This is a genomic window from Mycolicibacterium llatzerense (assembly GCF_000878195.1).
GTDB classification, from domain to species: Bacteria; Actinomycetota; Actinomycetes; order Mycobacteriales; family Mycobacteriaceae; genus Mycobacterium; species Mycobacterium llatzerense.
On the sequence record NZ_JXST01000006.1, the window covers coordinates 37,068 to 59,865 of the forward strand.

24 protein-coding genes and 1 pseudogene are annotated in these 22,798 nt (G+C 67.9%); 15 read left to right on the top strand and 10 right to left on the bottom strand.

From position 1 onward, the window contains the following. Nucleotides 1-150: 150 nt before the first annotated feature. Nucleotides 151-1,026, top strand: coding sequence for a cyclopropane mycolic acid synthase family methyltransferase (locus TL10_RS05670; protein ID WP_043401302.1), 876 nt, complete (start codon nucleotides 151-153; stop codon nucleotides 1,024-1,026). Nucleotides 1,027-1,126: 100 nt separating this feature from the next. On the opposite strand, the gene TL10_RS05675 is transcribed toward TL10_RS05670, so the two are convergent. The 3 genes from TL10_RS05675 to TL10_RS05685 form a co-directional block, all read right to left on the bottom strand. Further along, entirely contained in the window at nucleotides 1,127-1,990 is an 864-nt protein-coding gene (locus TL10_RS05675) for an endonuclease domain-containing protein (RefSeq protein ID WP_043984875.1), read from the bottom strand. 109 nt (nucleotides 1,991-2,099) lie between these two features. Further along, nucleotides 2,100-2,960: a polyphosphate kinase 2 family protein gene (locus tag TL10_RS05680; protein ID WP_043401307.1), complete on the bottom strand. Its 861-nt coding sequence runs from the start codon at nucleotides 2,958-2,960 to the stop codon at nucleotides 2,100-2,102. Nucleotides 2,961-2,965: 5 nt separating this feature from the next. Next, nucleotides 2,966-3,670, bottom strand: coding sequence for a TetR/AcrR family transcriptional regulator (locus tag TL10_RS05685; protein WP_043401309.1), 705 nt, complete (start codon nucleotides 3,668-3,670; stop codon nucleotides 2,966-2,968). 59 nt (nucleotides 3,671-3,729) lie between these two features. On the opposite strand from TL10_RS05685, the gene TL10_RS05690 reads away from it, so the two are divergent. From TL10_RS05690 to deoC, 6 genes are all read left to right on the top strand, one after another. After that, nucleotides 3,730-5,109 (top strand): DUF445 domain-containing protein, encoded by a 1,380-nt coding sequence (locus TL10_RS05690; RefSeq protein WP_192830183.1) that lies wholly within the window; start codon nucleotides 3,730-3,732, stop codon nucleotides 5,107-5,109. A 108-nt stretch (nucleotides 5,110-5,217) separates the two neighbouring features. Next, nucleotides 5,218-5,673: a helix-turn-helix transcriptional regulator gene (locus tag TL10_RS05695; protein ID WP_043401313.1), complete on the top strand. Its 456-nt coding sequence runs from the start codon at nucleotides 5,218-5,220 to the stop codon at nucleotides 5,671-5,673. Between the two features lie 33 nt (nucleotides 5,674-5,706). Beyond that, the gene (locus TL10_RS05700; RefSeq protein WP_043984876.1) at nucleotides 5,707-6,393 is read left to right on the top strand and encodes a heparin-binding hemagglutinin; all 687 of its coding nucleotides are present in this window, start codon (nucleotides 5,707-5,709) and stop codon (nucleotides 6,391-6,393) included. Nucleotides 6,394-6,435: 42 nt separating this feature from the next. Further along, the gene (locus tag TL10_RS05705; protein ID WP_043401317.1) at nucleotides 6,436-6,720 is read left to right on the top strand and encodes a DUF2516 family protein; all 285 of its coding nucleotides are present in this window, start codon (nucleotides 6,436-6,438) and stop codon (nucleotides 6,718-6,720) included. A gap of 12 nt (nucleotides 6,721-6,732) precedes the next feature. After that, nucleotides 6,733-7,155 carry a DUF2599 domain-containing protein gene (locus TL10_RS05710; protein WP_052506322.1) on the top strand — a complete coding sequence of 141 codons (423 nt, stop codon included), beginning with the start codon at nucleotides 6,733-6,735 and terminating at the stop codon, nucleotides 7,153-7,155. Then, nucleotides 7,155-7,835, top strand: a complete 681-nt coding sequence (gene deoC / locus TL10_RS05715; protein WP_043401319.1) for a deoxyribose-phosphate aldolase — start codon at nucleotides 7,155-7,157, stop codon at nucleotides 7,833-7,835. Before TL10_RS05710 ends, deoC begins: the two co-directional genes overlap by 1 nt. Nucleotides 7,836-7,896: 61 nt before the next feature. On the opposite strand, the gene TL10_RS05720 is transcribed toward deoC, so the two are convergent. Genes TL10_RS05720 through TL10_RS05740 form a run of 5 tightly spaced genes read right to left on the bottom strand, consistent with a single transcriptional unit; the run spans nucleotide 7,897 to nucleotide 12,334 of the window. Then, nucleotides 7,897-8,883 carry an LmeA family phospholipid-binding protein gene (locus TL10_RS05720; RefSeq protein ID WP_043984877.1) on the bottom strand — a complete coding sequence of 329 codons (987 nt, stop codon included), beginning with the start codon at nucleotides 8,881-8,883 and terminating at the stop codon, nucleotides 7,897-7,899. Next, on the bottom strand, nucleotides 8,880-9,710 hold the full coding sequence (locus TL10_RS05725; protein WP_043984879.1) for a carbon-nitrogen hydrolase family protein: 831 nt from the start codon (nucleotides 9,708-9,710) through the stop codon (nucleotides 8,880-8,882). Before TL10_RS05725 ends, TL10_RS05720 begins: the two co-directional genes overlap by 4 nt. Before the next feature lie 28 nt (nucleotides 9,711-9,738). Continuing rightward, nucleotides 9,739-10,938 (bottom strand): glycoside hydrolase family 3 N-terminal domain-containing protein, encoded by a 1,200-nt coding sequence (locus TL10_RS05730; protein ID WP_043984880.1) that lies wholly within the window; start codon nucleotides 10,936-10,938, stop codon nucleotides 9,739-9,741. Between the two features lie 10 nt (nucleotides 10,939-10,948). After that, nucleotides 10,949-11,806, bottom strand: coding sequence for a class I SAM-dependent methyltransferase (locus tag TL10_RS05735; RefSeq protein WP_234711378.1), 858 nt, complete (start codon nucleotides 11,804-11,806; stop codon nucleotides 10,949-10,951). Nucleotides 11,807-11,827: 21 nt separating this feature from the next. Continuing rightward, entirely contained in the window at nucleotides 11,828-12,334 is a 507-nt protein-coding gene (locus TL10_RS05740) for a DUF2505 domain-containing protein (RefSeq protein WP_043401325.1), read from the bottom strand. Nucleotides 12,335-12,360: 26 nt separating this feature from the next. Here TL10_RS05740 and TL10_RS05745 point away from each other — a divergent pair, with 26 nt between their 5' ends. Next, the gene (locus TL10_RS05745) at nucleotides 12,361-13,419 is read left to right on the top strand and encodes a UDP-N-acetylmuramate dehydrogenase (RefSeq protein WP_043401327.1); all 1,059 of its coding nucleotides are present in this window, start codon (nucleotides 12,361-12,363) and stop codon (nucleotides 13,417-13,419) included. Continuing rightward, a pseudogene (locus TL10_RS05750) lies at nucleotides 13,395-14,732 on the top strand (L,D-transpeptidase); the annotation flags it as partial. The gene TL10_RS05745 and the pseudogene TL10_RS05750, both read left to right, overlap by 25 nt. 103 nt (nucleotides 14,733-14,835) lie before the next feature. On the opposite strand, the gene TL10_RS05755 reads toward TL10_RS05750, so the two are convergent. After that, entirely contained in the window at nucleotides 14,836-15,597 is a 762-nt protein-coding gene (locus TL10_RS05755) for an SDR family oxidoreductase (RefSeq protein WP_043984881.1), read from the bottom strand. 195 nt (nucleotides 15,598-15,792) lie between these two features. On the opposite strand from TL10_RS05755, the gene TL10_RS05760 reads away from it, so the two are divergent. From TL10_RS05760 to regX, 6 genes are all read left to right on the top strand, one after another. Then, the gene (locus tag TL10_RS05760) at nucleotides 15,793-17,067 is read left to right on the top strand and encodes an ROK family transcriptional regulator (RefSeq protein ID WP_043984882.1); all 1,275 of its coding nucleotides are present in this window, start codon (nucleotides 15,793-15,795) and stop codon (nucleotides 17,065-17,067) included. 141 nt (nucleotides 17,068-17,208) lie between these two features. Further along, nucleotides 17,209-18,495 (top strand): D-inositol-3-phosphate glycosyltransferase, encoded by a 1,287-nt coding sequence (mshA, locus tag TL10_RS05765; protein ID WP_043401337.1) that lies wholly within the window; start codon nucleotides 17,209-17,211, stop codon nucleotides 18,493-18,495. Further along, the gene (locus TL10_RS05770) at nucleotides 18,492-18,998 is read left to right on the top strand and encodes a type III secretion system chaperone family protein (protein WP_043984883.1); all 507 of its coding nucleotides are present in this window, start codon (nucleotides 18,492-18,494) and stop codon (nucleotides 18,996-18,998) included. The genes mshA and TL10_RS05770 overlap by 4 nt, the downstream gene beginning before the upstream one ends. 166 nt (nucleotides 18,999-19,164) lie before the next feature. Further along, entirely contained in the window at nucleotides 19,165-19,908 is a 744-nt protein-coding gene (locus tag TL10_RS05775; protein ID WP_043984884.1) for a phosphoglyceromutase, read from the top strand. 125 nt (nucleotides 19,909-20,033) lie between these two features. Next, a complete protein-coding gene (locus TL10_RS05780; RefSeq protein WP_043984885.1) occupies nucleotides 20,034-21,251 on the top strand; it encodes a sensor histidine kinase in 1,218 nt (405 codons plus the stop codon). Then, nucleotides 21,248-21,934 carry a two-component sensory transduction protein RegX gene (gene regX / locus TL10_RS05785; protein ID WP_043401347.1) on the top strand — a complete coding sequence of 229 codons (687 nt, stop codon included), beginning with the start codon at nucleotides 21,248-21,250 and terminating at the stop codon, nucleotides 21,932-21,934. The genes TL10_RS05780 and regX overlap by 4 nt, the downstream gene beginning before the upstream one ends. A gap of 16 nt (nucleotides 21,935-21,950) precedes the next feature. On the opposite strand, the gene TL10_RS05790 is transcribed toward regX, so the two are convergent. After that, nucleotides 21,951-22,778 carry a DUF3109 family protein gene (locus TL10_RS05790; protein WP_043984987.1) on the bottom strand — a complete coding sequence of 276 codons (828 nt, stop codon included), beginning with the start codon at nucleotides 22,776-22,778 and terminating at the stop codon, nucleotides 21,951-21,953. Nucleotides 22,779-22,798 lie beyond the last annotated feature (20 nt).

The following is a 22,798-nucleotide window of genomic DNA, read 5'->3' on the forward strand; positions in this document are numbered from 1 at the left end:
AGCCTGACAGTAATTTTCGTTAACCTTGCGTGCGGGTCGTTTTTCGCTGGGCCCGTTAGGGCATGCGCACGCACGGATATGTCATCCGGCCGCACCAGGCCATGGCGCCTCCCGCGACAGCGAACGTAACCGCAAAGGATAGATACCGATATGTCACAAGCCGATATCGATTTGACCCCCCATTACGAGGAGTCGCAGTCGATCTACGACATCTCGAACGAGTTCTTCGCGCTGTGGCTCGGCCCCACGATGGGCTACACCTGCGGCTACTACGAGCGCGAGGACATGACGCTCGAGGAGTCGCAGAACGCCAAGTTCGACCTGGCGCTGGGCAAGCTGGACCTGAAGCCGGGCATGACCCTCCTCGACATTGGCTGTGGCTGGGGCGGTTGCCTCGAGCGCGCCATCACCCAGTTCGACGTCAACGTCATCGGCATCACCCTGAGCAAGGAACAGTCGGAGTGGGCCCGCGAGCGGCTGGCAAAGATCGACACCAACCGCAGCATCGAGATCCGGATGCAGGGCTGGGAAGAGTTCGACGAGCCGGTCGACCGTATCGTGTCGATCGGCGCTTTCGAGGCCTTCAAGCAGGAGCGCTACCCGATCTTCTTCGAGCGGGCGTACAACATCCTGCCGGAGAACGGCGGCCGGATGCTGCTGCACACCATCCTGGCGCACACCCAGCAGTTCTTCCGTGAGAACGGCATCAAGCTGACGATCAGCGACCTGAAGTTCATGAAGTTCATCGGCGACGTGATCTTCCCCGGCGGGCAGCTGCCGGCGGTCGAGGACATCGAGGTGCTCGCCGCGAACTCGGGCTTCACCCTGGAGCGCACCCACCTGCTGCGTCCGCACTACGCGCGCACGCTGGACATGTGGGCCGCCAACCTCGCCGCCAACAAGGACGAGGCCATCGCCATGCAGGGCCAGGAGATCTACGACCGGTACATGAAGTATCTGACCGGTTGCGCCGACTTCTTCCGTCGCGGCATCACCAACATCGGCCAGTTCACACTGGTCAAGTAGCTTTTCTAGCAAGGAGCCCCCGGACGCCGTCCGGGGGCTCCTTGCTTTGTGTCGAGATGACGGTTGGTGACGAAATTTGGCGAGATTGCGTCACCAACCGTCATCTCGACGAGGGATAGCCGTTGGCGTACAGGGCTTTTCGAGCCCGTGCCACTACCTCCGTCTGTCGAAAACGCAGCTGATTGCGGCTGACCCGAATGATCGTCCAGCCTTGAGCCGCCAGGAACTCCAGCCGCTCGATGTCCGCTTCGTGCTGCCGCGCATCGGTCCAGTGCTGTAGGCCGTCGTACTCGACTCCAACCATCCATTGCGGGTATCCCATGTCGATTCGGCGTCGCACGCGGCCCCATTGGTCGGCCACCGGTATCTGCGTGACGGGTCGGGGCAGGCCGGACTGCATGAGCAACAACCTCAGCCTCGTCTCCTGTGGTGACTCTGCACCCGCATCGGCAACAGTCAGGGCGTCGCGCAGGCGGCGGATACCGCGGGCCCCGGCGTATCGCTCGGCAATCGCTGCCACATCGGTGACCGCAGCGCCGCTAGCGTTGAGCAGCGCATCGATGCGGATGACGGCAGTCTCGAACGGCAGCCGTCGGCCCAGGTCATAGCCGGTGCGGGCGGGTGTGGTGCACGACATCGCATCAACGATCGTCAATTCGTCGTCGGCGATCGTGCCGATGTGAACGACGATGCCCTTTGGTGCCGGTTTGCGGGTCCTCGCTAGTTCTGCCGGGGCTTGGCTTGGTATCCAACGGCTGCCGAGTGCGGCCGCGGCGGAAAATCCCGCCAGTGTGGCCTCCCGACCTGACCACAGCCACGCGGCTTCGGCGTGATCGCGTGGCGTGAGCGTGAATTCATTTGGCGCGTAGACATTTCTGTGGACCATGCGATATCGGGCGCGCAGCATTTGCCGCGTGACCGCACCCGATTCCAGGGCTTCGGTGCCGAGAAAAAGTTCCCCCACACATTGGTCAGACGCGCCGCGCGGTCATTCGGTTCCATATCGCTCTGACGAGATGACGGTTGATGACGAAATTTCGCCAAATTCCGTCATCAACCGTCATCTCGGCGGGCTAACAGGACGCCAGTCGCTTCTTCTCCGCCTCGACGTCGAAATCGGCTGGGGGCCAAGATAGTTCGAGCTGTTCGAGCGCCTCGATCAGTAGCTCGGTGATGGCCAGCCGGGAGTACCACTTGCGGTTGCACGGCACGACGTGCCACGGCGCATGCGCGGTGGAGGTGCGGTCCAGCACGGCCTGATACGCCTCTTGATACTTCGGCCACAGCAGGCGCTCATCGATGTCGGCGGGGTTGTACTTCCAGTACTTGTCCGGCCGGTCGAGCCGCTCCGCGAGCCGCTTCTTCTGCTCGTCGAGCGAGACGAACATCGCGACCTTGATGATCGTCGTCCCGGCGTCGGTCAGTTCGCGCTCGAAGGCGTTGATCTCGTCGTACCGGCCTTCCCATACCGACGGCGGCACCAGGTCGTGCACCCGCACGATCAGCACGTCCTCGTAGTGCGACCGGTCGAAGACACCGATGTGCCCGGCCGGCGGTACCGCCTTCTGGATGCGCCAAAGGTAGTGATGCGACAGCTCTTCCGGGGTGGGCTTGCCGAAGGCTGAGTACCAGATCCCTTGCGGATTACCGGCTCCCACAACATGTTTGACGATTCCGCCTTTGCCGGCGGTGTCCATGCCCTGCAGGACCAGCAGCACGGACCGGCGGTCCCCGGAGCGGCTGTTCGCGTACAGCCGCTCCTGCAGCTCGGCGAACCGCTCGTTGCGTTCGGTCTGCAGCTCGGGGGCGTCGGCCTTGCTGCCGCGGAACCCGGGGGTGGCGTCCGGGTCGATGTCGGCCACCCGGTGACCGGGTTTGAACTCAAGGTGCTTGTGCGGTTCGTGGGTCCACAGCGACGGCAGATCGGAGGTCACGCCGCTCAGTGAATCAGATGTGGCGGGATGGTCGGGGACGGATGCGGTTGCGCGTTGAATTCCTGCAATGACCCGCCGACTTCGACGGCGCCCCGCAGCGCGCCCCAGGACAGCAAGGTCAGGTAGTCGATGAGTTGTTCAGCGGTCATCCGGCGATTGGACATCCAGGAGTGGGTGGCCAGCTGCACGCCGCCGACGGTGTGGAACGCGAAGGCGTCGACGCCGCCGGTGTCCATCCCGGCGTGCGCCATGCGTCGGCGCAGCACAACGGCGAGCATGCGCGCGATGATCTGTTCGGAGTCGGCGATGGCCTTGCTCTTGCTCGCCGAACTGTTGGCGAACACGAACGGATAGATCTCCGGCTCGGCGGCGACGGTGTCGACGTACACCCGGATGATCTCCCGGGTGAGTTCGAAGCCGTCGAGGTTCGACGACAGCGCTGACGCCATATTGGGGATCAGTGTGGTTTGCGCGAAGCGCATCATCACCGCGGTGGTCAGATCGTTCTTGTCGACGAAGTAGCGGTACAGCACGGTCTTCGACACGCCGATCTCGGCCGCGATCTCGTCCATGCTGACGTTGCTGCCGCGGCGCCGGACGGCTTCGAGTGTGCCGTCGACCAGTTCATTGCGGCGATCGACCTTGTGTTGGTGCCAGCGTCGTTTGCGCCCGTCGGCTTTTGCCGACGACGGTGCGTTTTGCTGTGCCACGGTCGCAGTATGTCCATTCCGCTAGATCAGCTTGATAATACGGGGCGCCTGTTGCGGGCATGCAGGATGATGGAAGCGTGGCACACCGACCCAGGCCGGGACCTGGACCCCATTCAAGGCACCAGGCATCCCTCGAACCGCACGTCAGCCTCGCGGAGTCGTTTGCCGGCGCCGACCGGACGGCCGACGAAGAGCGGCGCCGTAACCTGCGCCGGATGAAAGCGGTCGCGCTGAGCTTCCTGCTGGGTGCGACGGTGTTGTTTGCCGTGTGTACATGGTTGCAGGCCCGGGGCGGCGCGTACAGCTGGACCGGTCCGTGGGTGGGATATGTCCGGGCCGGTGCCGAGGCGGGCATGGTCGGTGCGTTGGCGGACTGGTTCGCGGTGACGGCGCTGTTCCGTCATCCGCTGGGCATCCCCATCCCGCACACCGCGATCATTCCGCGCAAGAAGGACCAGCTCGGCGAGGGCCTGGGCACCTTTGTGCGCGAGAACTTCATGTCGCAGGAAGTGGTCGAGACGAAGCTGCGCGACGCCCAGGTGGCCAGCCGGCTGGGAAAGTGGCTGTCGGAACCGGTGCATGCGGCACGGGTGGCCGCCGAGGCGTCGACGGTGCTGCGGGTGCTGGTGGAGCTACTGCGCGACGAAGACGTGCAGCACGTGCTGGACCGGATGATCGTCAAGCGGATCGCGGAACCGCAGTGGGGCCCGCCGATCGGCCGGGTGCTGGAGAGCCTGCTGGCCGAGCGGCGGCAGGAGGCGCTGCTGCAGCTGTTGGCCGACCGCGCGTTCCAATGGTCACTCAATGCCGGCGAGATCATCGAGCGGGTCATCGAGCGGGATTCGCCGACGTGGTCGCCGCGCTGGGTCGACCACCTGGTGGGCGACCGCATCCACCGCGAGCTGATGGACTTCACCGACAAGGTGCGGCGCAACCCCGAGCACGAGCTGCGGATGTCGGCCACGAAGTTCCTCTTCGACTTCGCCGACGATCTGCAGAACGACGAGGACACGATCGCGCGGGCCGAACGGATCAAGGAACAGATCCTGGCACGCGACGAGGTGGCGCGGGCTGCGGAGACGGCGTGGAGCACCGCCAAGCGCATCATCCTCGAATCGGTGGACGATCCATCGTCAGTTTTGCGCACCCGGATTGCAGATTCGGTGGTGCGGATCGGGGAGTCTCTGCGGGACGACGCGGAGCTGCGGGACAAAGTTGACGACTGGCTCGTCAGGGGCGCAAAACACCTTGTTGCGCAATATGGGACGGAGATCACAGCGATCATCACGGAGACCATCGAACGTTGGGACGCCGACGAGGCGAGCCGGCGGATCGAGCTCCATGTGGGCCGTGACCTGCAGTTTATTCGGATCAACGGCACGGTCGTCGGATCGTTGGCCGGACTGGTCATATACACGGTCGCCGAGCTGTTCCTCTGATCGTGCTAGCAAGCGCTTGCAAGCGCTTGCAATAGTTAGCACCCTCTTTTACCGTTGTTTTCGTACAGATCGCCCACCAAAAGCGGTCGACGAAGACAGGGGAACGACATGGCGCAGGATGCAGACATCGCCGCCGTCATGTCGAATGCAGCACAGGACATCGGCAGCTTCATCCGCACCCAGCGGGAGGCTGCGCAGGTCTCGGTCCGCCAGCTCGCTGAGAAGGCGGGCGTCAGCAACCCCTACCTGAGCCAGATCGAGCGTGGCCTGCGCAAGCCGTCGGCCGATGTGCTGAACCAGATCGCCAAGGCGCTCAGGGTTTCGGCCGAGGTGCTCTACGTACGGGCCGGAATCCTGGAGCCCAGTGCCGCCGGCGAGGTGCGTGACGCCATCATCGCCGACCTCTCGATCACCGAGCGGCAGAAGCAGGTGCTGCTCGATATCTACACATCCTTCCGGCAGCAGAACGATGCCGAATCCAAACCGCTTCCTGATCAGCCTGAATTGGAAGCCGCCAGTGAGGAGCAGACAACGACGACTGAGACTCACCAAGTAGCGAACTGACCAACGCAGTACCCGAGAAAGGAAACAACGAACATGGCAGAGAACAAAGAGACCGCCCAGCCCACCATCGAGGACCTCAAGGCCCCCCTGTTCGCCGCCGTCGGCGCTGCGGACCTGGCGCTGGCCACCGTCAACGAGATCGTCGCGAGCCTGCGTGAGCGTGCCGAAGAGGCCCGCACCGATGCCAACGCGCGCGTCGAAGAGGGCCGTGCCCGCCTGACCAAGCTGCAGGAAGAACTGCCGGGCCAGGTTGAGGAGCTGCGCGAGAAGTTCAGCACCGAAGAGCTGCGCAAGGCCGCCGAGACCTACGCCGAGAACGCTCAGAACACCTACAACAAGCTGGTCGAGCGCGGCGAGGCCGCCCTGGAGCGCCTGCGCGCCCAGTCGTCCATCGAGAGCGTTCGTGAGCGCGTCGAGGACGTCCGTGAGCGTGTCGAGGACGTGCGCGAGCAGGTCACCGAGCTGACCCAGGATGCCCTGGGCAACGTTGCCAGCCAGACCCGCGCGGTCGGCGAGCGCGCCGCCAAGCTGGTCGGCGTCGAGCTGCCCGAGAAGGACGAGGCTCCGGCCGCCAAGAAGGCCGCCCCGGCCAAGAAGGCTCCGGCTGCCAAGAAGGCCGCTCCGGCCAAGGCTGCTGCGACCAAGGCCGCCCCGGCCAAGGCTGCTGCCAAGGTTCCGGCCAAGAAGGCCGCTCCGGCCAAGAAGGTCACCCAGAAGTAATCAGGTTCGACGTCAAGGACGTAACCCACATAGGCTGAGGGCGTGTACCTCGGAAGCCTGGTGGGTTACGTCCTTTTCGCGTTGCAGATCGCGGTGCTCGCCACGACTGTCTACGCGTTCGTGCATGCCGCCATGCAGCGTCCGGATGCCTATACCGCCGTCGACAAACTGACCAAGCCGGTATGGCTGGCGATCCTGGGCGGCGGCGCGGTCCTGGGCTGGATCATCGGCCCGCCGGTGGGCGCGGCCATCGCGGCCTGTGCCGCCGGTGTCTACCTGGTCGACGTGAAGCCCAAACTCCTTGAGGTCCAAGGGAAATCCCGGTAATCGGTGCGTTCGATCCGGTTCGCGGTCCTGGTAGCCGCCGCGTTGGCGCTGGCCCCGCAGGCTTTGGCCGACCCAGTTGATCCCGCCGAACCGACTCCACAACCTGTTCCGCCGCCGCCCTACGTCGACCACACCCGGTGGACGCAGTGGGACGGCGCGTCGAGCCTGCGGGTGTATCCGACGTGGGCCGGCCGGCACGCGTCCGGCCTGGGCGCCACGGCGCCGGGAGACGAGGCCTGGTCCGAGGTCCTGAACTCGGCGCCTGACGCCGACACCCCGGGGATGCGTGCCCAGTTCATGTGCCACTGGTACTTCGCCGAAGCCGCCGCGCCCGGCAAGGCCAGCTGGAACCTCGAGCCGTGGCGCCCGGTGGTCGACGACAGACAGATGGTGAAAGCGCGTTGCAATCCCGGTGGCACAGAGGAGCCGTTCTGATGAGTTGGACCCGCGAGCAGGTGGCCGCACTGGTCGACCACACCCTGCTCAAGCCCGAGGCGACCGCCGCGGACGTCGCGAGCCTGTGCTGGGAGGCCGCCGATCTGGGCGTCTGCGCGGTCTGTGTGTCCCCGTCGATGCTGGCCGCCGTCGAGGTGCCCGAGCGCGTCAAGATCGCCACCGTCGTGGGATTCCCGTCGGGCAAGCATGATTCGCAGATCAAGGCCCGCGAGGCGGCACTGTCGGTCGTCGGTGCCGACGGCCGGCGCGGCGCCGACGAGGTCGACATGGTGATCGACGTGGGTGCCGCCATCTCAGGGGACATCTCGGCGGTGTTCGCCGACATCTCCGCGGTCCGCGGGGCCGCCCCGACGGCGGTGCTGAAGGTGATCGTCGAGTCCGCGGCGCTGTTGAACCTCGCCGGCGCACCGACGCTGGCCGACGTCTGCCGCGCGGCGGCCGACGCGGGCGCCGATTTCGTGAAGACCTCCACCGGATTCCACCCCGCGGGCGGTGCGTCCGTGCAGGCCGTGGAGATCATGGCGCAGACCGTCCCGGCCCTCGGCGTCAAGGCCAGCGGCGGCATCCGTACCGCTGAAGACGCGCTGGCCATGTTGGCTGCCGGCGCCACCCGGCTCGGTCTGTCCGGTACCCGCGCCGTCCTCGACGGGCTGGGTTAGTCAGCGATTTGTGCACGTTTTTCCGCGGTGACCGCGGAAAAACGTGCACAAATCACGCGGATCAGAGGCCGGAGAAGCAGGAGTCCTGCTGGGCCAGCGGGATGGTCGCGTTCTTGGTGCCGAACTTCGCGGTCACGCCGGTACCGGTCACCTGCAGGGCTTCCGGGCGGATGCCCATCGGGTAGTCCTTGGTCAGCTGCGCGGCGAACAAATCCAGCGCCGGCTGGATCGACTCACGCGGCAGCAAGAAGCCGAGCCCGGTCAGCTGCTCCACCTTGAGCGAGATGGTGCCGTCGGACAGCGTCGGCTTGGCGATGATCTGGGTCATCGGCGCGTCCAGCACGATGGTGCCCGACGACGGGTCGGTGGTGACGTCGGAGACCAGGCCACCCAGCACGGGGACGGTGTCGGCGATGGTCTGCTTGATGCCGTCGGCCGACCAGGTGACGGTGGCCTCGAGCGACCCGATGGTGCCGGCCGACTTGGCCGTCTTGTCGAGCTTGACGTCGTCGATCTCGATCTGGGCCTTCATGCCCTTGGCGAACCGCAGCTGGTTGCCGGCGGTGGTCACGGTGATCTTGTCGTAGTTGCTGTTGGCGACCTGCCACAGGAACGGGGTGGCGCCGAACTGCACGTCGACCTTGTCCTGGACCACGCACTGGACGGCCGAGGAGACGACGCTGTTGCCGCGGCTGCGGGCGTAGAACTCACCGCCGACGACACCGGCCGCCGACAGCGCGAGCGCGATCACGATGATCAGGATCAGCGACATCGGGTCGCGCAGCAGTTCCATGACACCGCGGCGCTTCTTCGGCGGATCGGTGGCGGGCACCTGCTGGGGAGCCGGGTACGACGTCGGCGGTACATCGGTGCCGTAGGCCGGCGCGGCCGGCGCGTCGGCGCCGTAAGCGGGGATGTCGGTCGCCGGCGGCACTGACGCGTTGTCGGCCGTCAGCACCTCGGCGGGCTGGGCACCCGGAGCCTCCGGCGCGGGCTCGGCAGATGGTGCGGCGTCCTCATTGGCGGGGCGGGCCCAGGGGTCAGTCACCCTTGCGATTGTGCCTTACGCGCAATCGTGGTGCGGTTGCGCAGCACAGCGATGGTCTCGCGGGCCCGCTCGACCGCAGCTAGGTCGATGTCCGTGACCAGCAGTTCCGGGTCGAGGCCGGCCTGCGCGACGATGTCGCCCGTGGGGGAGGTCACCAGGCTGCCGCCGCTGCCGGTCGGGCCCTTCTTGGCGAGTTCGTCGCCCGGATACGGCTGGTCGACGGCGGCGACGACGCAGCTGGTGTCGAGCGCGCGGGCGCGGGCCAGCAGCGTCCACTGCTCCAGCTTGCCCGGACCCGACGCCCACGACGCGTGGACGGTCAGCAGCTTGGCGCCGCGTTCGGCGAGCTCCAGGTGCAGCTCGGGGAACCGGACGTCGTAGCACGTGGTCAGGCCGACGGGAACGGTGGCGTCGGCGGTCTGCACGTCGATCACGACGGGCTCGAAACCCGGTGCGACAGTGTCGGATTCGGCGAATCCGAAGGCGTCGTACAGGTGCATCTTGTGATAGTGGGCATCCAGGCCCGGGCCGGTGGCGATGAGGGTGTTGGTCACTCGGCTGTCGGCGTCGCCGAGCGCCGGACAGAACATCCCGGCGACGACGGTGATGCCCGATCGCGCGGCGATGTCCCGTACCGCGTTCGCCCACGGTCCGTCGAGTGGCTGGGCCACGGGCGCCAGCGGCACGCCGAACCGGCACATCGTGGCCTCGGGGAACAACACCAGGTCGGCGCCGGCGTGGGCGGCGCGCGCGGTGTGGTCGGCGACCAGTTCCAGGTTGGCTGCGGGGTCGGTTCCCGTACCGATCTGGGCCAGTGCGATGCGCATGCGAATCAGCGTAGTTATCGCCGTGGTCTCAGCGGGTGCAGGCCAGCGACGGATCCTTGGTCACCGCCATGTGGCGCACGGCGTCGTCGACGCGTTCCTGCGCCAGTTCGTGGGCGTCGACGGCCTGCTGCAGGCGGTCCAGGACGTCCGGGACCTCCTTGGTGGTGATCCACAGCGCGGTGTCGGCACCGGCCTGCAGGGCTTTGAGCACGGCCTCGGGCACGCTGTAGCGCTGGGTGATGGCGCCCATGCTGGACAGGTCGTCGGTGAACACGGCGCCTTGGAATGGGCGCGATGGCTGTCCGCCATATTTGCCGCTGCGCAGCAGGTCGTAGGCGGCCTTGGACAGGCTGGCCGGATCGGTGTCGGTGAGCCCGGGCACCTGCATGTGGCCGACCATCACGGCGACGGGCAGCTGCGTCGTCAAGGACTGGTAGGGGACCAGGTCGAGGGTCTCCAGCTGAGCCAAGGGCGGGGTGACGACGCCGCCCTTGTGTGAGTCGCCGGACGCGTGGCCGTGGCCGGGGAAGTGTTTGAGCACCGGCAGCAGCCCGGCGTCGCGCAGGCCGTCCGCGTACGCGCCGGCGTAGGCGGTGACGGCTTCGGCGGTGTCGCCCCAGGCCCGGTCGCCGATGACGGTGCCGTCGGCTGCGGCCGTGATGTCGACGACGGGCGCGAAGTCGATGGTGATGCCGAGTTCTTTCATCGCCTGGCCGCGGAGCCGCGCGATCTCGCGAATCTGTTCCGGGGTCTTCCCGGCGGCGACCAGCTCGCGCGGTGACGGCTGGCTGCCGATGAGGTTCTTCAGCCGCTGCACCCGGCCGCCCTCTTCGTCGACGCTGACGGCCAGCGGCAGCGGCCGCGGTTCCTGCGACAGGGCGGCGAGGGGCGCGCCGAGCATCGAATAGTCGGTCCAGCTGGTGATGAAGATGCCGCCGACCTCTTGCTCCCGCACCACCGCCTGCGCGTCGGCCAGGTTCTTGACCCCGACCATCAGCAGCTGGGCCAGCTTCTGGCGTGGCGTGAGCGCGGCCACCGTGGCGTCGAGTCGCTGGCATGGGGGCGGCGCCGCCACGGCAACCGTGGATGCCGTCGGCGGGTGTTCGGCCGGCGTCGAGGCGGGCCGGGGCTTGCTCATGACGGCCGCGATGATCAGGCCGACGACGATCACTGCCGCGGCCGAAGCCAGGACGACCGGCGATTGCAGTCGGCTGCGGGGTGGCGGCATACGGCGAACCCTATTCGTTCGGCGCGACGGCGGACCACGGCACGGTCAGCACGCCGTCGCGCAGCCGGCGGCGCGGCGGCTCGAGGGGATGGCCCTCGTCGACCAGCAGGTCGAGCATGGCCCGCCACCGGACACGTGGCCCGAACACGCCGTGCCCGGCCGTGGTGGCCCAGGCGCGGTCCGCGGCCTGCAGTAGCCGGTGGATCGGCTGGCCCGGAACATTGTGGTGGATAAGCACTTTCGGCAAACGCTCCGCCAGATCAGAGGGGCGTTCGATCGCGAACGGGTCGCACGACAACGTCAGGCTCACCGGTCCGGCGGCATCGAGCAGCACCCAACAGCAGCGTCGTCCCAACTCGTCGCAGGTGCCGTCGACCAGCAGCCCGCCGGGAGCCAGCCGCCCCGTCATCTCCGCCCAGGCGGCGGGCACGTCGGCGACGTCGTACTGCCGCAGCACGTTGAACGCGCGGACCAAAACCGGTGTGTGACCGGCCAATTCGAAGCCGCCGAGGCCGAATTCGACGATGTCGCCGGCCAACTCACGCGCCAGCCGCACCCGCTCCGGGTGAATCTCCAGCCCGACGACCCGCACGTCGGCCCGGACCGTGCGCAGCCGCGCGGCCAGCTCGACGGTGGTGACCGGAAGCGCGCCGTAACCGAGGTCGACGACGAGTGGCTCGGCGGCGTCGCGCAGCAGTGCCCGGACCCGCGGGGAGTGCACCAGCCAGCGGTCGCTGCGGCGCAGGCGGTTGTATCCGGTGGTGCCGCGCGTCGGCTGGCCGACAATTGAACCCCGTGGCTGGCCGACAATTGAACCCCGCGGCTGGCCGACAATTGAACCCCGCGGCTGGCCGACGGGCGAATTCATGGGCCCGAGTTTATGGGCGGGTCACCAGCGGGCGGCGATCCAGTCGGTGGTGAATTTCTGTTCCAGCTCGATCAGATATCTGAGCTGCTGCCCCAGCATCGCCTCGAGCTTGCCGCCGACCAGGGGGATGCGGACCTCGACCAGCGCGGAGAATTCGAGTCGCGCACCGCCAGCGGTGGGCGTCAGGACACCGGAGCCCGTGATGGTGGCCGGCGCACCGGGAACCCGGCTGCGCACCGTCCCGACGGCGCGTCCGTCGGTCAGCGGGCCCCAATGCTCTTCCCGCACCAAGCTGAGGTCACCGAGGTGGAACTGGGTGACGACGCCCGGCAGGCCCGCGGCACGCATGGTCTGGGTGGTGGTGATGTCCGTCCCGCCCTGGCCGTCCTCGGCAAACGAGTCGAGCGTCGACACGTCGGCGCGGCCCTCGGCGAGCCGGTCCAGCCAGTAGTCCTTGCTGCAGAAGGCCTGATGCACCTGCGCCACGCTGCCGAGGTACTCGGCAACCATGTCGAAGGAGCGGGCCATAATCGGCCACGCTACCGTTAGCGGCCGTGGTCAGTTCGGATATCGGGGGCGTTGCGGTCGACTTTGACGTGCCGCTGGCACCGCTGACGTCGTTCCGTGTCGGACCGGTGGCAGCCCGTCTGATCACCTGCGATACCACCGAAAAGGTGGTGGCGGCGCTGACCGCGCTGAAGGATCACGCGGGGCCGCTGCTGGTGCTGGCGGGCGGGTCGAATGTGCTGGTCGCCGACGATCTGAGTGATCTGACGGTCGTCCTGCTGGCGAACACCGAGATCACCATCGAGGGCACTGTGGTGCGGGCCGAGGCGGGCGCGCTGTGGGACGACGTGGTCGTGGCCTCGCTGGCGCACGGGCTCGGCGGCCTGGAATGCCTGTCTGGGATCCCGGGCTCGGCCGGGGCGACGCCGGTGCAGAACGTCGGCGCTTATGGGGCCGAGGTGGCCGACACCATCAGCCGGGTCCGGCTGTTCGACCGCCAGACCGGTACGGACAGCTGGGTCAGCCCCGACACCCTGGATTTCGGCTACCGGCACAGCGTGCTGAAGAACTCCGACCACGCCGTCGTGCTGGAGGTGGAGTTCACCCTCGATGCCGACGGCCTGAGCGCACCACTGCGGTACGGCGAACTGGCAACCCGGCTCGGCGCCGAGCCGGGCACCCGCGTCGACGCGCTCGCGGTCCGCGACGCGGTGCTGGCGTTGCGGCGCGGCAAGGGCATGGTGTCCGATGCCGCCGACCACGACACCTGGAGTGCCGGATCGTTCTTCACCAACCCCGTGGTTCCGCAGGACGTCTTCGAGCGCATCCGGGCCGCCACGGACGGGCCGGTGCCCAATTACCCGTCGCCGAACGGGGTCAAACTGGCCGCCGGTTGGCTGGTGGAACAGGCCGGTTTCGGCAAGGGTTACCCCGGTGACGGGGCACCTGCGCGGCTGTCGACCAAGCATGCGCTGGCTCTGACGAACCGGGGATTTGCTGGAAGCGCGGACGTATTAGCGCTGGCCAGAGCGGTTCGGGACGGCGTCAAGGCCGCTTTCGGGATAGATCTCACACCGGAACCATGCTTAATCGGCTGTTCGCTGTAGGTAAATTCAAACCTGTGAGTGTGAACCGGCGACAGATGCTGACTGCGATTGCCGTCGGCACTTCCGGCGTGCTCGCCGCGTGCTCGGATTCATCGGGCACTTCATCCTCCTCGGCCCCTGCCAAGGAGTCCGCGGCGCCCGTCATCACCTACCGGCCCACCAACGGAGCCACCGGTGTCGTGCCGACCAGCAGCATCGGGGTCGACGTCACCGACGGCTGGTTCCAGAAGCTGACCCTCACCAACGGCGAGGGCAAGGTCGTCGCCGGGGTGTTCAACAAGGACCGCACGTCGTTCAACACCGCCGAGCCGCTCGGCTTCGGCGCCACGTACACGTTCGCCGGTTCTGTCGTCGGCCGGGACGGCAAGGCCGTACCGGTGTCCGCGACGTTCACCACCGTGAACCCGACCAAGCAGGTCCACGGGCAGTTCCAGCTCGCCGACGGGCAGACCGTCGGGGTGGCGGCGCCGATCATCCTGCAGTTCGACTCTTCGGTCACCGACAAGGCCTCGGTCGAGCGCAACGTCAAGGTCGTCACCGATCCGCCGGTCGAGGGCAGTTGGGCCTGGCTGCCCGACGAGCGCGAGGGCGCCCGCATGCACTGGCGGACCCGCGAGTACTACCCGCCGGGCACCAAGGTCAGCGTGTCGGCCAAGTTGTACGGCGTCCCGTTCGGTGACGACGCCTACGGCGCGCAGGACAGCACGCTGGAGATCACCATCGGCCGCCGCCAGGTGGTCAAGGCCGACGCGACCAGCCACCGCATCCAGGTATTCACCGACAGCGGCGTGCTCTTCGATTTCCCCTGCAGCTACGGCGAGGCAGACAAGCCGCGCAACGTGACCCGCAGCGGTACGCACGTCGTCACCGAGAAGTACGCGGACTTCTGGATGTCCAACCCCGCCGCCGGGTACTCGAACGTCCACGAACGCTGGGCGGTGCGAATCTCGAACAACGGCGAGTTCATCCACGCCAACCCGGCCAGCTCGGGCGCGCAGGGCAACACCAACGTCACCAACGGGTGTATCAACCTGTCGACCGACAATGCCCAGGAGTATTTCCAGACCGCCATCTACGGCGACCCGGTCGAGGTGACGGGCACGTCGATCCAGCTGTCCTACGCCGACGGCGACATCTGGGACTGGGCGGTCGACTGGGCCACCTGGGTGTCGATGTCCGCACTGCCGCCGGCGAATGCGGCACCGGCGGAGACGTCGATCCCGCAGAGCGCGCCGGCCACCCCGACCGATGCGCCGACGTACTCGGGTACCCCGACCACCACGACGACACCGCCGCCGCAGGGGCCGGCCACCTCGACTTCGACGTCAACGTCGACTTCAACGTCGTCGACGACGGCCGCGACGACGACGTCAACGTCGACCGCGACCGCCGCACCGACCTCCTCGGCGCCGGCGACTACGTCTGCCGGCGGCTGAACCGGCTGTAGGGCGCCTGGTCGCGCGGCCGCATGACGATCTGGTCCAGATCGACGTGCGGCGGCCGTGACGCCACGAAACCGATCACTTCGGCGACATCCTCGGCGACCAGTGGCGTGATGCCCTGATACACCGCGTCGGCGCGATCGGCATCCCCGTCGAATCGCACCAGGGAGAACTCTGTCTCGACGGCGCCGGGCGCAATCTCGGTGAGCCGCACCGGTTTTCCGAGCAGTTCACCGCGCAGGGTGCGGTGCAGCGCGCCCTGGCCGTGCTTGGCGGCGATGTACCCCGCGCCGTTGTCGTAGGTCTCCAGCGCCGCGATGGACGTGACGGTGACGATCAGTCCGTCGCCCGAGTCGATGAGCGCGGGCAGCAGCGCGCGCGTGACCCGCAGGGTGCCCAGCACGTTCGTCTGCCACATCCAGTCCCAGTGCTCCAGATCGGCCTCCGCGACCGGGGCCAGACCCTTGGCGCCGCCGGCGTTGTTGACCAGGATGTGCACCGGTCCCAGGCCGCTGACCTGGGCCGAAAGCGCGTTCACCGACGCCTGGTCGGTGACGTCCGTCACAATGGCAGTGCCGCCGATCTCGGCCGCGAGCGCGGTGATCCGGTCCGCGCGGCGGGCCGCACAAACGACGTGAAAACCAAGGGCGGCAAGGGTTTTCGCGGTGGCGGCGCCGATTCCGGAGCTGGCGCCGGTGACCACCGCGACGCGCACGGAGCGTTCGTCAGTTGGCATATGACCGACCTTAGTGGGCGTGCTAAGTTCCTTCCGTGATCATCAGTCAGGCATCCGGCGTCGCTGTGCGGCGTTCGTGTTGTTGTTGTCGCGCTTCGCGCTGCGCCTGACTCACGACACGGATCTCTTCGTCCTAGCTGTCGGCAGGTGTGGCCTCAGGACCCACCAGCCCGACTTCTTCCCTAGGACCCTCAAATGCCTGCTTCTGTTTCCACCGTTGCCACCGCCTCCGGTGTTCGTTCCGCCGCCCACGCCAAGCGCACCCTGCTGGCCCGGCACCACATCGTCGCGCCGTCGCTGCGGGTCGCCGACGCCGCCGCCGGCTCGGTCTTCAGCGCGGCCCGGCTGCGCGGCCCCATCGCCCGGGACGTGATCGCGCAGGCCACCGGTTTGAGCATCGCCACGGTCAACCGCCAGGTCACGGCCCTGCTGGACGCCGGGATGCTGCGGGAGCGGGCCGACCTGGCCGTCGCCGGTGCCATCGGCCGCCCGCGCATTCCGGTCGAGGTGAACCACGAACCGTTCCTCACTCTGGGGCTGCACGTCGGCGCCCGCACCACCGCGATCGTGGCGACCGACCTGTTCGGCCGCACCCTCGACGTGGTGGAGACGCCCACGCCGCGCGGCGACCAGAACGCCGCGCTGGCATCGCTGGCCGGCAGCGCGCAGCGCTACCTGAGCCGCTGGCACCGGCGCCGCCCGCTGTGGGTCGGCGTCGCCGCCGGTGGTGTGGTGGACAGCGCCACCGGTCACGTCGACCACCCGCGCCTGGGCTGGGTGGACGCGCCCGTCGGTCCCGTGCTGGCTCAGACGCTGGGGCTGCCGGTGTCGCTGGCGTCGCACGTCGACGCGATGGCCGGTGCCGAACTGCTGCTGGGTGCACGCCGCTCGTCGGCCGCGTCCGAGTCCTCTACCAGCCTGTATGTGTACGCCCGCGAGACCGTCGGCTACGCGCTGTCGATCGGCGGCAAGGTGCACTCGCCGGCCAGTGGCCCGGGCACCATCTCGGGACTGCCGGCGCAGTCGGAATTGCTCGGCGGCACCGGTCGGCTCGAGACCACCGTCAGCGACGAGGCCGTACTGGCCGCTGCCCGCAAGCAGCGGATTGTGCCGGCGGACGGTCCGTCGTCGACCATCGCCGCGGTGCTGCGTGCGGCGCGGTCCGGCAATGCCGCGGCCGTCGAGCTGCTGGCCGAGCGGGCCCGCGTGCTCGGGTCCGCGGTGGCGCTGCTGCGCGACCTGCTCAACCCCGACGACCTCGTCGTCGGCGGTCAGGCCTTCTCCGAGTACCCCGAGGGGCTGCCGCTGGTCGAGCAGGCCTTCGCGGAGCGAACGGTGTTGGGCGTCAGGGACATTCGGGTCACCACGTTCGGTAACCGGGTGCAGGAAGCCGGCGCCGGGGTGGTGTCCCTCGGTGGGCTCTACGCCGACCCGATCGGCGCCATGCGCCGCGCGCTGCGCGCCGCCTGAGCCACTTCCGCGAGCGGCCGTGTCTGCACGCCGACACTCCGTGTCGGGTGTGCATTCTGCGGCCGATCGATGGTGTTGAGCGTGCGCAGAATGCCCAGCTGTGACGCCCGGACAGAAAGCCACCGGCGCGACGGTGTAAGGATGGAGGGCGTGCGTGTCGCCGTCCTGTCGGTCCATACCTCGCCGCTGGCCCAACCGGGTACCGGCGATGCGGGCGGTATGAACGTCTACGTCCTGCAGAGTGCCCTCGAGTTGGCCCGCCGCGGCGTCGAGGTGGAAATCTTCACCCGGGCCACGTCGTCGACCGACGCCCCGGTGGTGCGCGTGGCGCCCGGCGTGCTGGTGCGCAACGTGGTCGCCGGCCCGTTCGAGGGCCTGGACAAGTACGACCTGCCGACGCAGCTGTGCGCGTTCACCGCGGGCGTCCTGCGCGTCGAGGCCAACCACGAGCCGGGGTACTACGACATCGTGCATTCGCACTACTGGCTCTCCGGACAGGTGGGCTGGCTGGCGTCGGACCGGTGGGCCGTGCCGTTGGTGCACACCTCCCACACGCTGGCCGCCGTGAAGAACCTGGCGCTGGCCGAAGGCGACACCCCGGAGCCGGCGCTGCGCGCAGTCGGCGAGCAGCAGGTCGTCGATGCCGCCGACCGGCTCATCGTCAACACCGAAGACGAAGCGCGGCAACTCGTTTCGCTGCACCACGCGGACCCGGCCCGCATCGACGTGGCATACCCCGGCGTCGACCTGGCGACCTTCACTCCCGGAGACAAAGCCGAAGCCCGTGCGGCACTGGGCCTTTCGCTTGACGAGCAAGTGGTCGCGTTCATCGGCCGCATCCAGCCGCTGAAGGCCCCCGACGTGCTGTTGCGGGCGGCCGCCAAGCTGCCCGACGTGCGCGTCGTCGTCGCGGGTGGTCCGTCGGGCAGTGGCCTGGCCGTGCCCGACGGGCTGGTTTCCCTGGCCGACGAGCTGGGTATCACCGACCGGGTGACGTTCCTGCCGCCGCAGTCCCGCGAACAGCTGGTCAATGTCTACCGCGCCGCGGATCTGGTTGCGGTGCCGAGCTATTCGGAATCTTTCGGATTGGTCGCGGTAGAGGCCCAGGCTTGCGGCACGCCCGTGGTGGCCGCCGCGGTGGGCGGGCTGCCCGTCGCGGTGCGCGACGGCGTGAGCGGTGTCCTGGTCGAAGGCCACGATCCCGGCGACTGGGCAAACGCCATCGGGCGGACGCTGGAGCTGGGGCCGGAGACACTGCGCGAGGGCGCGCTGCAGCACGCCGCGACGTTCTCCTGGGCACATACCGTCGATGCGCTGCTGGCCGGCTACACGCGGGCCATCGCCGACTATCGCGGCCGTCGGCCTCGACGTGACGCCGCGGCGCGCCGCAGCCGCCGGTTCATGATCCGTCGGGGCGTGCGCGCGTGACGTCCTCGACGACCGTCACCGAGTTGATCGAAGCCACCCTGCGGGCGCACGAACTCGATTTCTCGCACCACGACGGGGGAACGGGCGGGCGACCGGGGATCGTCGTGGCGCTGCCCGGCGAGCGTCGGCTGACCACCAACACGCTGCTGAGCGTCGGCGACCACGGTGTACGTCTGGAGGCCTTCGTCTGCCGCAAGCCCGACGAGAATTTCGAGGGCGTCTACAAGTACCTGCTGCGCCGCAACCGGCGGCTCTACGGCATGGCGTACACGCTCGACAACATCGGCGACATCTACCTGGTGGGGCGCATGTCGCTGCACTCGGTGACCGCCGACGAGATCGACCGGCTGCTCGGCCAGGTGATCGAGGCCGTCGACTTCGACTTCAACACCCTGCTGGAGCTGGGCTTCCGCTCGTCGATCGAGAAAGAGTGGAAGTGGCGGCTGGCCCGCGGGGAGTCGCTGAAGAACCTGCAGGCGTTCGAGCACCTGCGGCCGGAGTAGGCGGACGGTACCGGCGTGTCGTTGCCGGGCGTGTCGGGCTGCTGGGGACATGTCCGATCTGACGGCACCGGGCGAAACATGTGGGGGACAGGCCTGCGCGGGACGGCGCAGCCACAGCTCCCGGGTGCGGCGAAGACCACAAACCCGCACGTGAGAAGATCAGCCGATGCCGACCTTGATCCTGCTGCGCCACGGCGAGAGCCAGTGGAACGAGAAGAACCTGTTCACCGGTTGGGTCGATGTCGACCTCACAGACAAGGGCCGGGCCGAAGCCGTTCGCGGCGGCAAGCTGCTGGTCGAACAGGGCGTGCTGCCGGACGTGCTGTACACGTCGCTGCTGCGCCGCGCGATCACCACCGCCAACCTGGCGCTCGACGCCGCCGACCGGCACTGGATTCCCGTGCATCGCGACTGGCGCCTCAACGAGCGGCACTACGGCGCGCTGCAGGGCCTCGACAAGGCCGAGACCCTGGCCAAGTACGGCCAGGAGCAGTTCATGTCGTGGCGCCGCAGCTACGACACCCCGCCGCCCCCGATCGAGCAGGGCAGCACCTACAGCCAGGACAGCGACCCGCGGTACGCCGGCATCGACGCGCCGCTCACCGAATGCCTCGCCGACGTCGTCAAGCGGTTCGTGCCGTACTACGAGCAGACCATCGTGCCCGACCTCAAGGCCGGCAAGACCGTCCTGATCGCCGCGCACGGTAATTCGCTGCGCGCTCTGGTGAAGTACCTCGACGGCATGTCCGACGACGAGATCACGGGCCTGAACATCCCGACGGGCATCCCGCTGAAGTACGAGCTGGACGAGAATCTGAAGCCGACGGTGCCCGGTGGCGAGTACCTCGACCCCGAGGCCGCTGCGGCCGGCGCCGCCGCCGTCGCCGCGCAGGGTGCGAAAAAGAACTGATCGCATCAGAACAGTCGGTGAACTCCGGTGAACGCCGGCCGAACACCTGGATTTGTTCATGTGACTTGCACCGTTCTGGCCGCTCGCTGCTGGGATGACGTTCACCTGATGCGTACGATTTCTGCGTGAGCTTGTCGTCCGCGCTGCCTCTGGTGGCCGCCACGGCGCTGCTCGCGTTGGCCCTGGGCATCGCGATCGGCATGCGGTGGGTGGTGCGGCGCAGCGACCGCCGCGAACGTCGCACCGCGGAGCAGTCCGGGCTCACGGTGTCGGAGATGTTCGCCCACATCGTGTCCATGTCACCGCTGGGGATGGCGGTGGTCGACACCTACCGCGACGTCGTCTACACCAACGCCCTGGCCAAAGATCTCGGTCTGGTGAGCGACCGGCTGCTGGACGACCGGGCCTGGGAGGCCGCGCAGCGGACCCTGGCCACCGGGGAAGACGTCGAGTTCGACCTGTCTCCGGCCAAACGGGCGAACCCGGGCCGGTCCCGGGTGGCCGTGCGTGGCCTGGCCCGTCAGCTGACCGAAGAGGACGGCCGCTTCGCGGTGGTCTACGTCAACGACCAGTCCGAACAGGCCCGTATGGAGGCCAGTCGCCGCGACTTCGTCGCCAACGTCAGCCACGAGCTCAAGACCCCGGTCGGTGCCATGGGGCTGCTGGCCGAGGCGCTGCTGGCGTCCTCCGAGGACCAGGAGATGGTCAACCGCTTCGCCGAGAAGATCGTCACCGAATCCACCCGGCTGGCCAACATGGTCGGTGAACTGATCGAGCTGTCAAGGCTGCAGGGCGCCGAGCCGCTGCCGCACCTGGATGCGGTGGACGTGGATTCGGTTGTCGCCGAAGTGGTTTCCCGGCACAAGGTGGCCGCCGACAACGCCGACATCGCGATCACCACCGACGCGCCCCGCGGTTACCAGGTGCTGGGCAGTGAGACCCTGTTGGCGACCGCGCTGGCGAACCTGGTGTCCAACGCAATCTCTTACTCGCCCAAGGGTTCTCAGGTGTCGATCAGCCGGCGCTGCTACGGCGACAACATCGAGATCGCGGTGACAGACCGCGGCATCGGCATCGAAAAAGCCGACCAGGAGCGGGTTTTCGAACGATTCTTCCGCGTCGACAAGGCGCGGTCCCGGGCCACGGGCGGCACCGGGCTTGGGTTGGCCATCGTCAAGCATGTGGCGGCCAACCACAACGGAACCATCCGGCTGTGGAGTCAGCCGGGAACGGGATCGACGTTCACGTTGTCGATTCCGGCTTATCTCGATTCGGACGACGCTGACGTCGACGAGGGGGATGATCACTCGATGCCATCACAAGGAGGGCGACCGAACCAATGACCAGTGTGCTGATCGTGGAGGACGAGGAGTCCCTGGCCGATCCCTTGGCGTTCTTGTTGCGCAAGGAAGGTTTCGAAGCCACCGTCGTGACCGATGGTCCGTCGGCGTTGGCCGAGTTCGACCGGGCCGGTGCCGACATCGTCCTCTTGGACCTGATGCTGCCCGGTATGAGCGGCACCGACGTGTGTAAGCAGTTGCGCTCACGGTCGGGCGTCCCGGTCATCATGGTGACCGCCCGGGACAGCGAGATCGACAAGGTCGTCGGCCTGGAACTGGGCGCCGACGACTACGTCACCAAGCCGTACTCGGCCCGTGAGCTCATCGCCCGGATCCGGGCCGTGCTGCGTCGCGGCGGCGAGTCCGACGACGTCGTCGGCGCCGACGGGGTGCTGGAGGCCGGGCCGGTCCGGATGGACGTCGAGCGGCACATCGTGTCGGTCAACGGCGACGCCATCACGCTGCCGCTCAAGGAGTTCGACCTGCTCGAGTACCTGATGCGCAACAGCGGGCGCGTGCTGACCCGTGGCCAGTTGATCGACCGCGTGTGGGGCGCCGACTACGTCGGTGACACCAAGACCCTCGACGTCCACGTGAAGCGGCTGCGCTCCAAGATCGAGGCGGACCCGGCCAACCCGGTGCACCTCGTCACCGTTCGTGGGTTGGGCTACAAGCTCGAGGGCTAGTTTCCCGCGCTGGCGGTTACTTCTTGGCGGCCTTCGCAGCCTCCGTGGCCGGGTGGACGGCGATGAGCCCCAGCCCGGCCCGGCGCTTGCACAGGGCCGCCAGCTCGGCGTACACCTTCTTGCCCAGCAGCTCGGTCAGCTCGGGCCCGTAGGACTCCCACACGGCCTTGGCGCCGACGTGCGCGGCCGGGTCGCCGGTGCAGTACCAGACGAGGTCGTGGCCGCCCTCGCCCCAGCCGCGCCGGTCGTATTCGGTGACGACGGTCCGCAGGATTTCGGTGCCGTCCGGGCGGGTCACCCAGTCCTGGGTCCGGCGGATCGGTAGCTGCCAGCACACCTCGGGCTTCATGGTCAGCGGTTCGACACCGAGCTTGAGCGCCTTGCTGTGCAGTGCGCAGCCGACGCCGCCGGCGAAACCCGGGCGGTTCAGGAAGATGCACGCACCCTTGTATTTGCGGGTCCGCAGGTTGGGCTTGTCGTCGTACTCGTCCATCTCGAGGTAGCCCTTGCGGCCCAGGCCCTTCTCCCGGAACTGCCAGTCCTCGTCGGTCAGCAGCTTGACCGACTCCTCGAGCTGCGCGACATCGTCGTCATCGGCCATGAAGGCGCCGTGGCTGCAGCAGCCGTCATCGGGCCGTCCCTCGACGGTGCCCTGGCATGCCGGTGTCCCGAAGACACAGGTCCATTTCGACAGCAGCCACGTCATATCCGCGGCGATCAGATGCTCCGAATTGTCCGGATCGAAGAACTCCACCCACTCGCGGGCAAAGTCCAGTCCGACCTCGTGGGAACCGGGCTTCGGCGGCGCCTCGTTCTTGGGCGCACCAGCGCCACCGGCACTGATCTGTGATGCGGTCACAGCAC

Coding starts and splice junctions, on each gene's coding strand:
- TL10_RS05730 (WP_043984880.1), bottom strand. CDS start 10,938: ATGCCGCCACCCCGCAGCCGACTGCAATCGCCGGTCGTCCTGGCTTCG.
- TL10_RS05700 (WP_043984876.1), top strand. CDS start 5,707: ATGGCAGAGAACAAAGAGACCGCCCAGCCCACCATCGAGGACCTCAAG.
- TL10_RS05690 (WP_192830183.1), top strand. CDS start 3,730: ATGCAGGATGATGGAAGCGTGGCACACCGACCCAGGCCGGGACCTGGA.
- TL10_RS05740 (WP_043401325.1), bottom strand. CDS start 12,334: ATGGCCCGCTCCTTCGACATGGTTGCCGAGTACCTCGGCAGCGTGGCG.
- TL10_RS05775 (WP_043984884.1), top strand. CDS start 19,165: ATGCCGACCTTGATCCTGCTGCGCCACGGCGAGAGCCAGTGGAACGAG.
- regX (WP_043401347.1), top strand. CDS start 21,248: ATGACCAGTGTGCTGATCGTGGAGGACGAGGAGTCCCTGGCCGATCCC.
- mshA (WP_043401337.1), top strand. CDS start 17,209: ATGGAGGGCGTGCGTGTCGCCGTCCTGTCGGTCCATACCTCGCCGCTG.
- TL10_RS05755 (WP_043984881.1), bottom strand. CDS start 15,597: ATGCCAACTGACGAACGCTCCGTGCGCGTCGCGGTGGTCACCGGCGCC.
- TL10_RS05760 (WP_043984882.1), top strand. CDS start 15,793: ATGCCTGCTTCTGTTTCCACCGTTGCCACCGCCTCCGGTGTTCGTTCC.
- TL10_RS05725 (WP_043984879.1), bottom strand. CDS start 9,710: ATGCGCATCGCACTGGCCCAGATCGGTACGGGAACCGACCCCGCAGCC.
- TL10_RS05695 (WP_043401313.1), top strand. CDS start 5,218: ATGGCGCAGGATGCAGACATCGCCGCCGTCATGTCGAATGCAGCACAG.
- TL10_RS05670 (WP_043401302.1), top strand. CDS start 151: ATGTCACAAGCCGATATCGATTTGACCCCCCATTACGAGGAGTCGCAG.
- TL10_RS05735 (WP_234711378.1), bottom strand. CDS start 11,806: ATGAATTCGCCCGTCGGCCAGCCGCGGGGTTCAATTGTCGGCCAGCCG.
- deoC (WP_043401319.1), top strand. CDS start 7,155: ATGAGTTGGACCCGCGAGCAGGTGGCCGCACTGGTCGACCACACCCTG.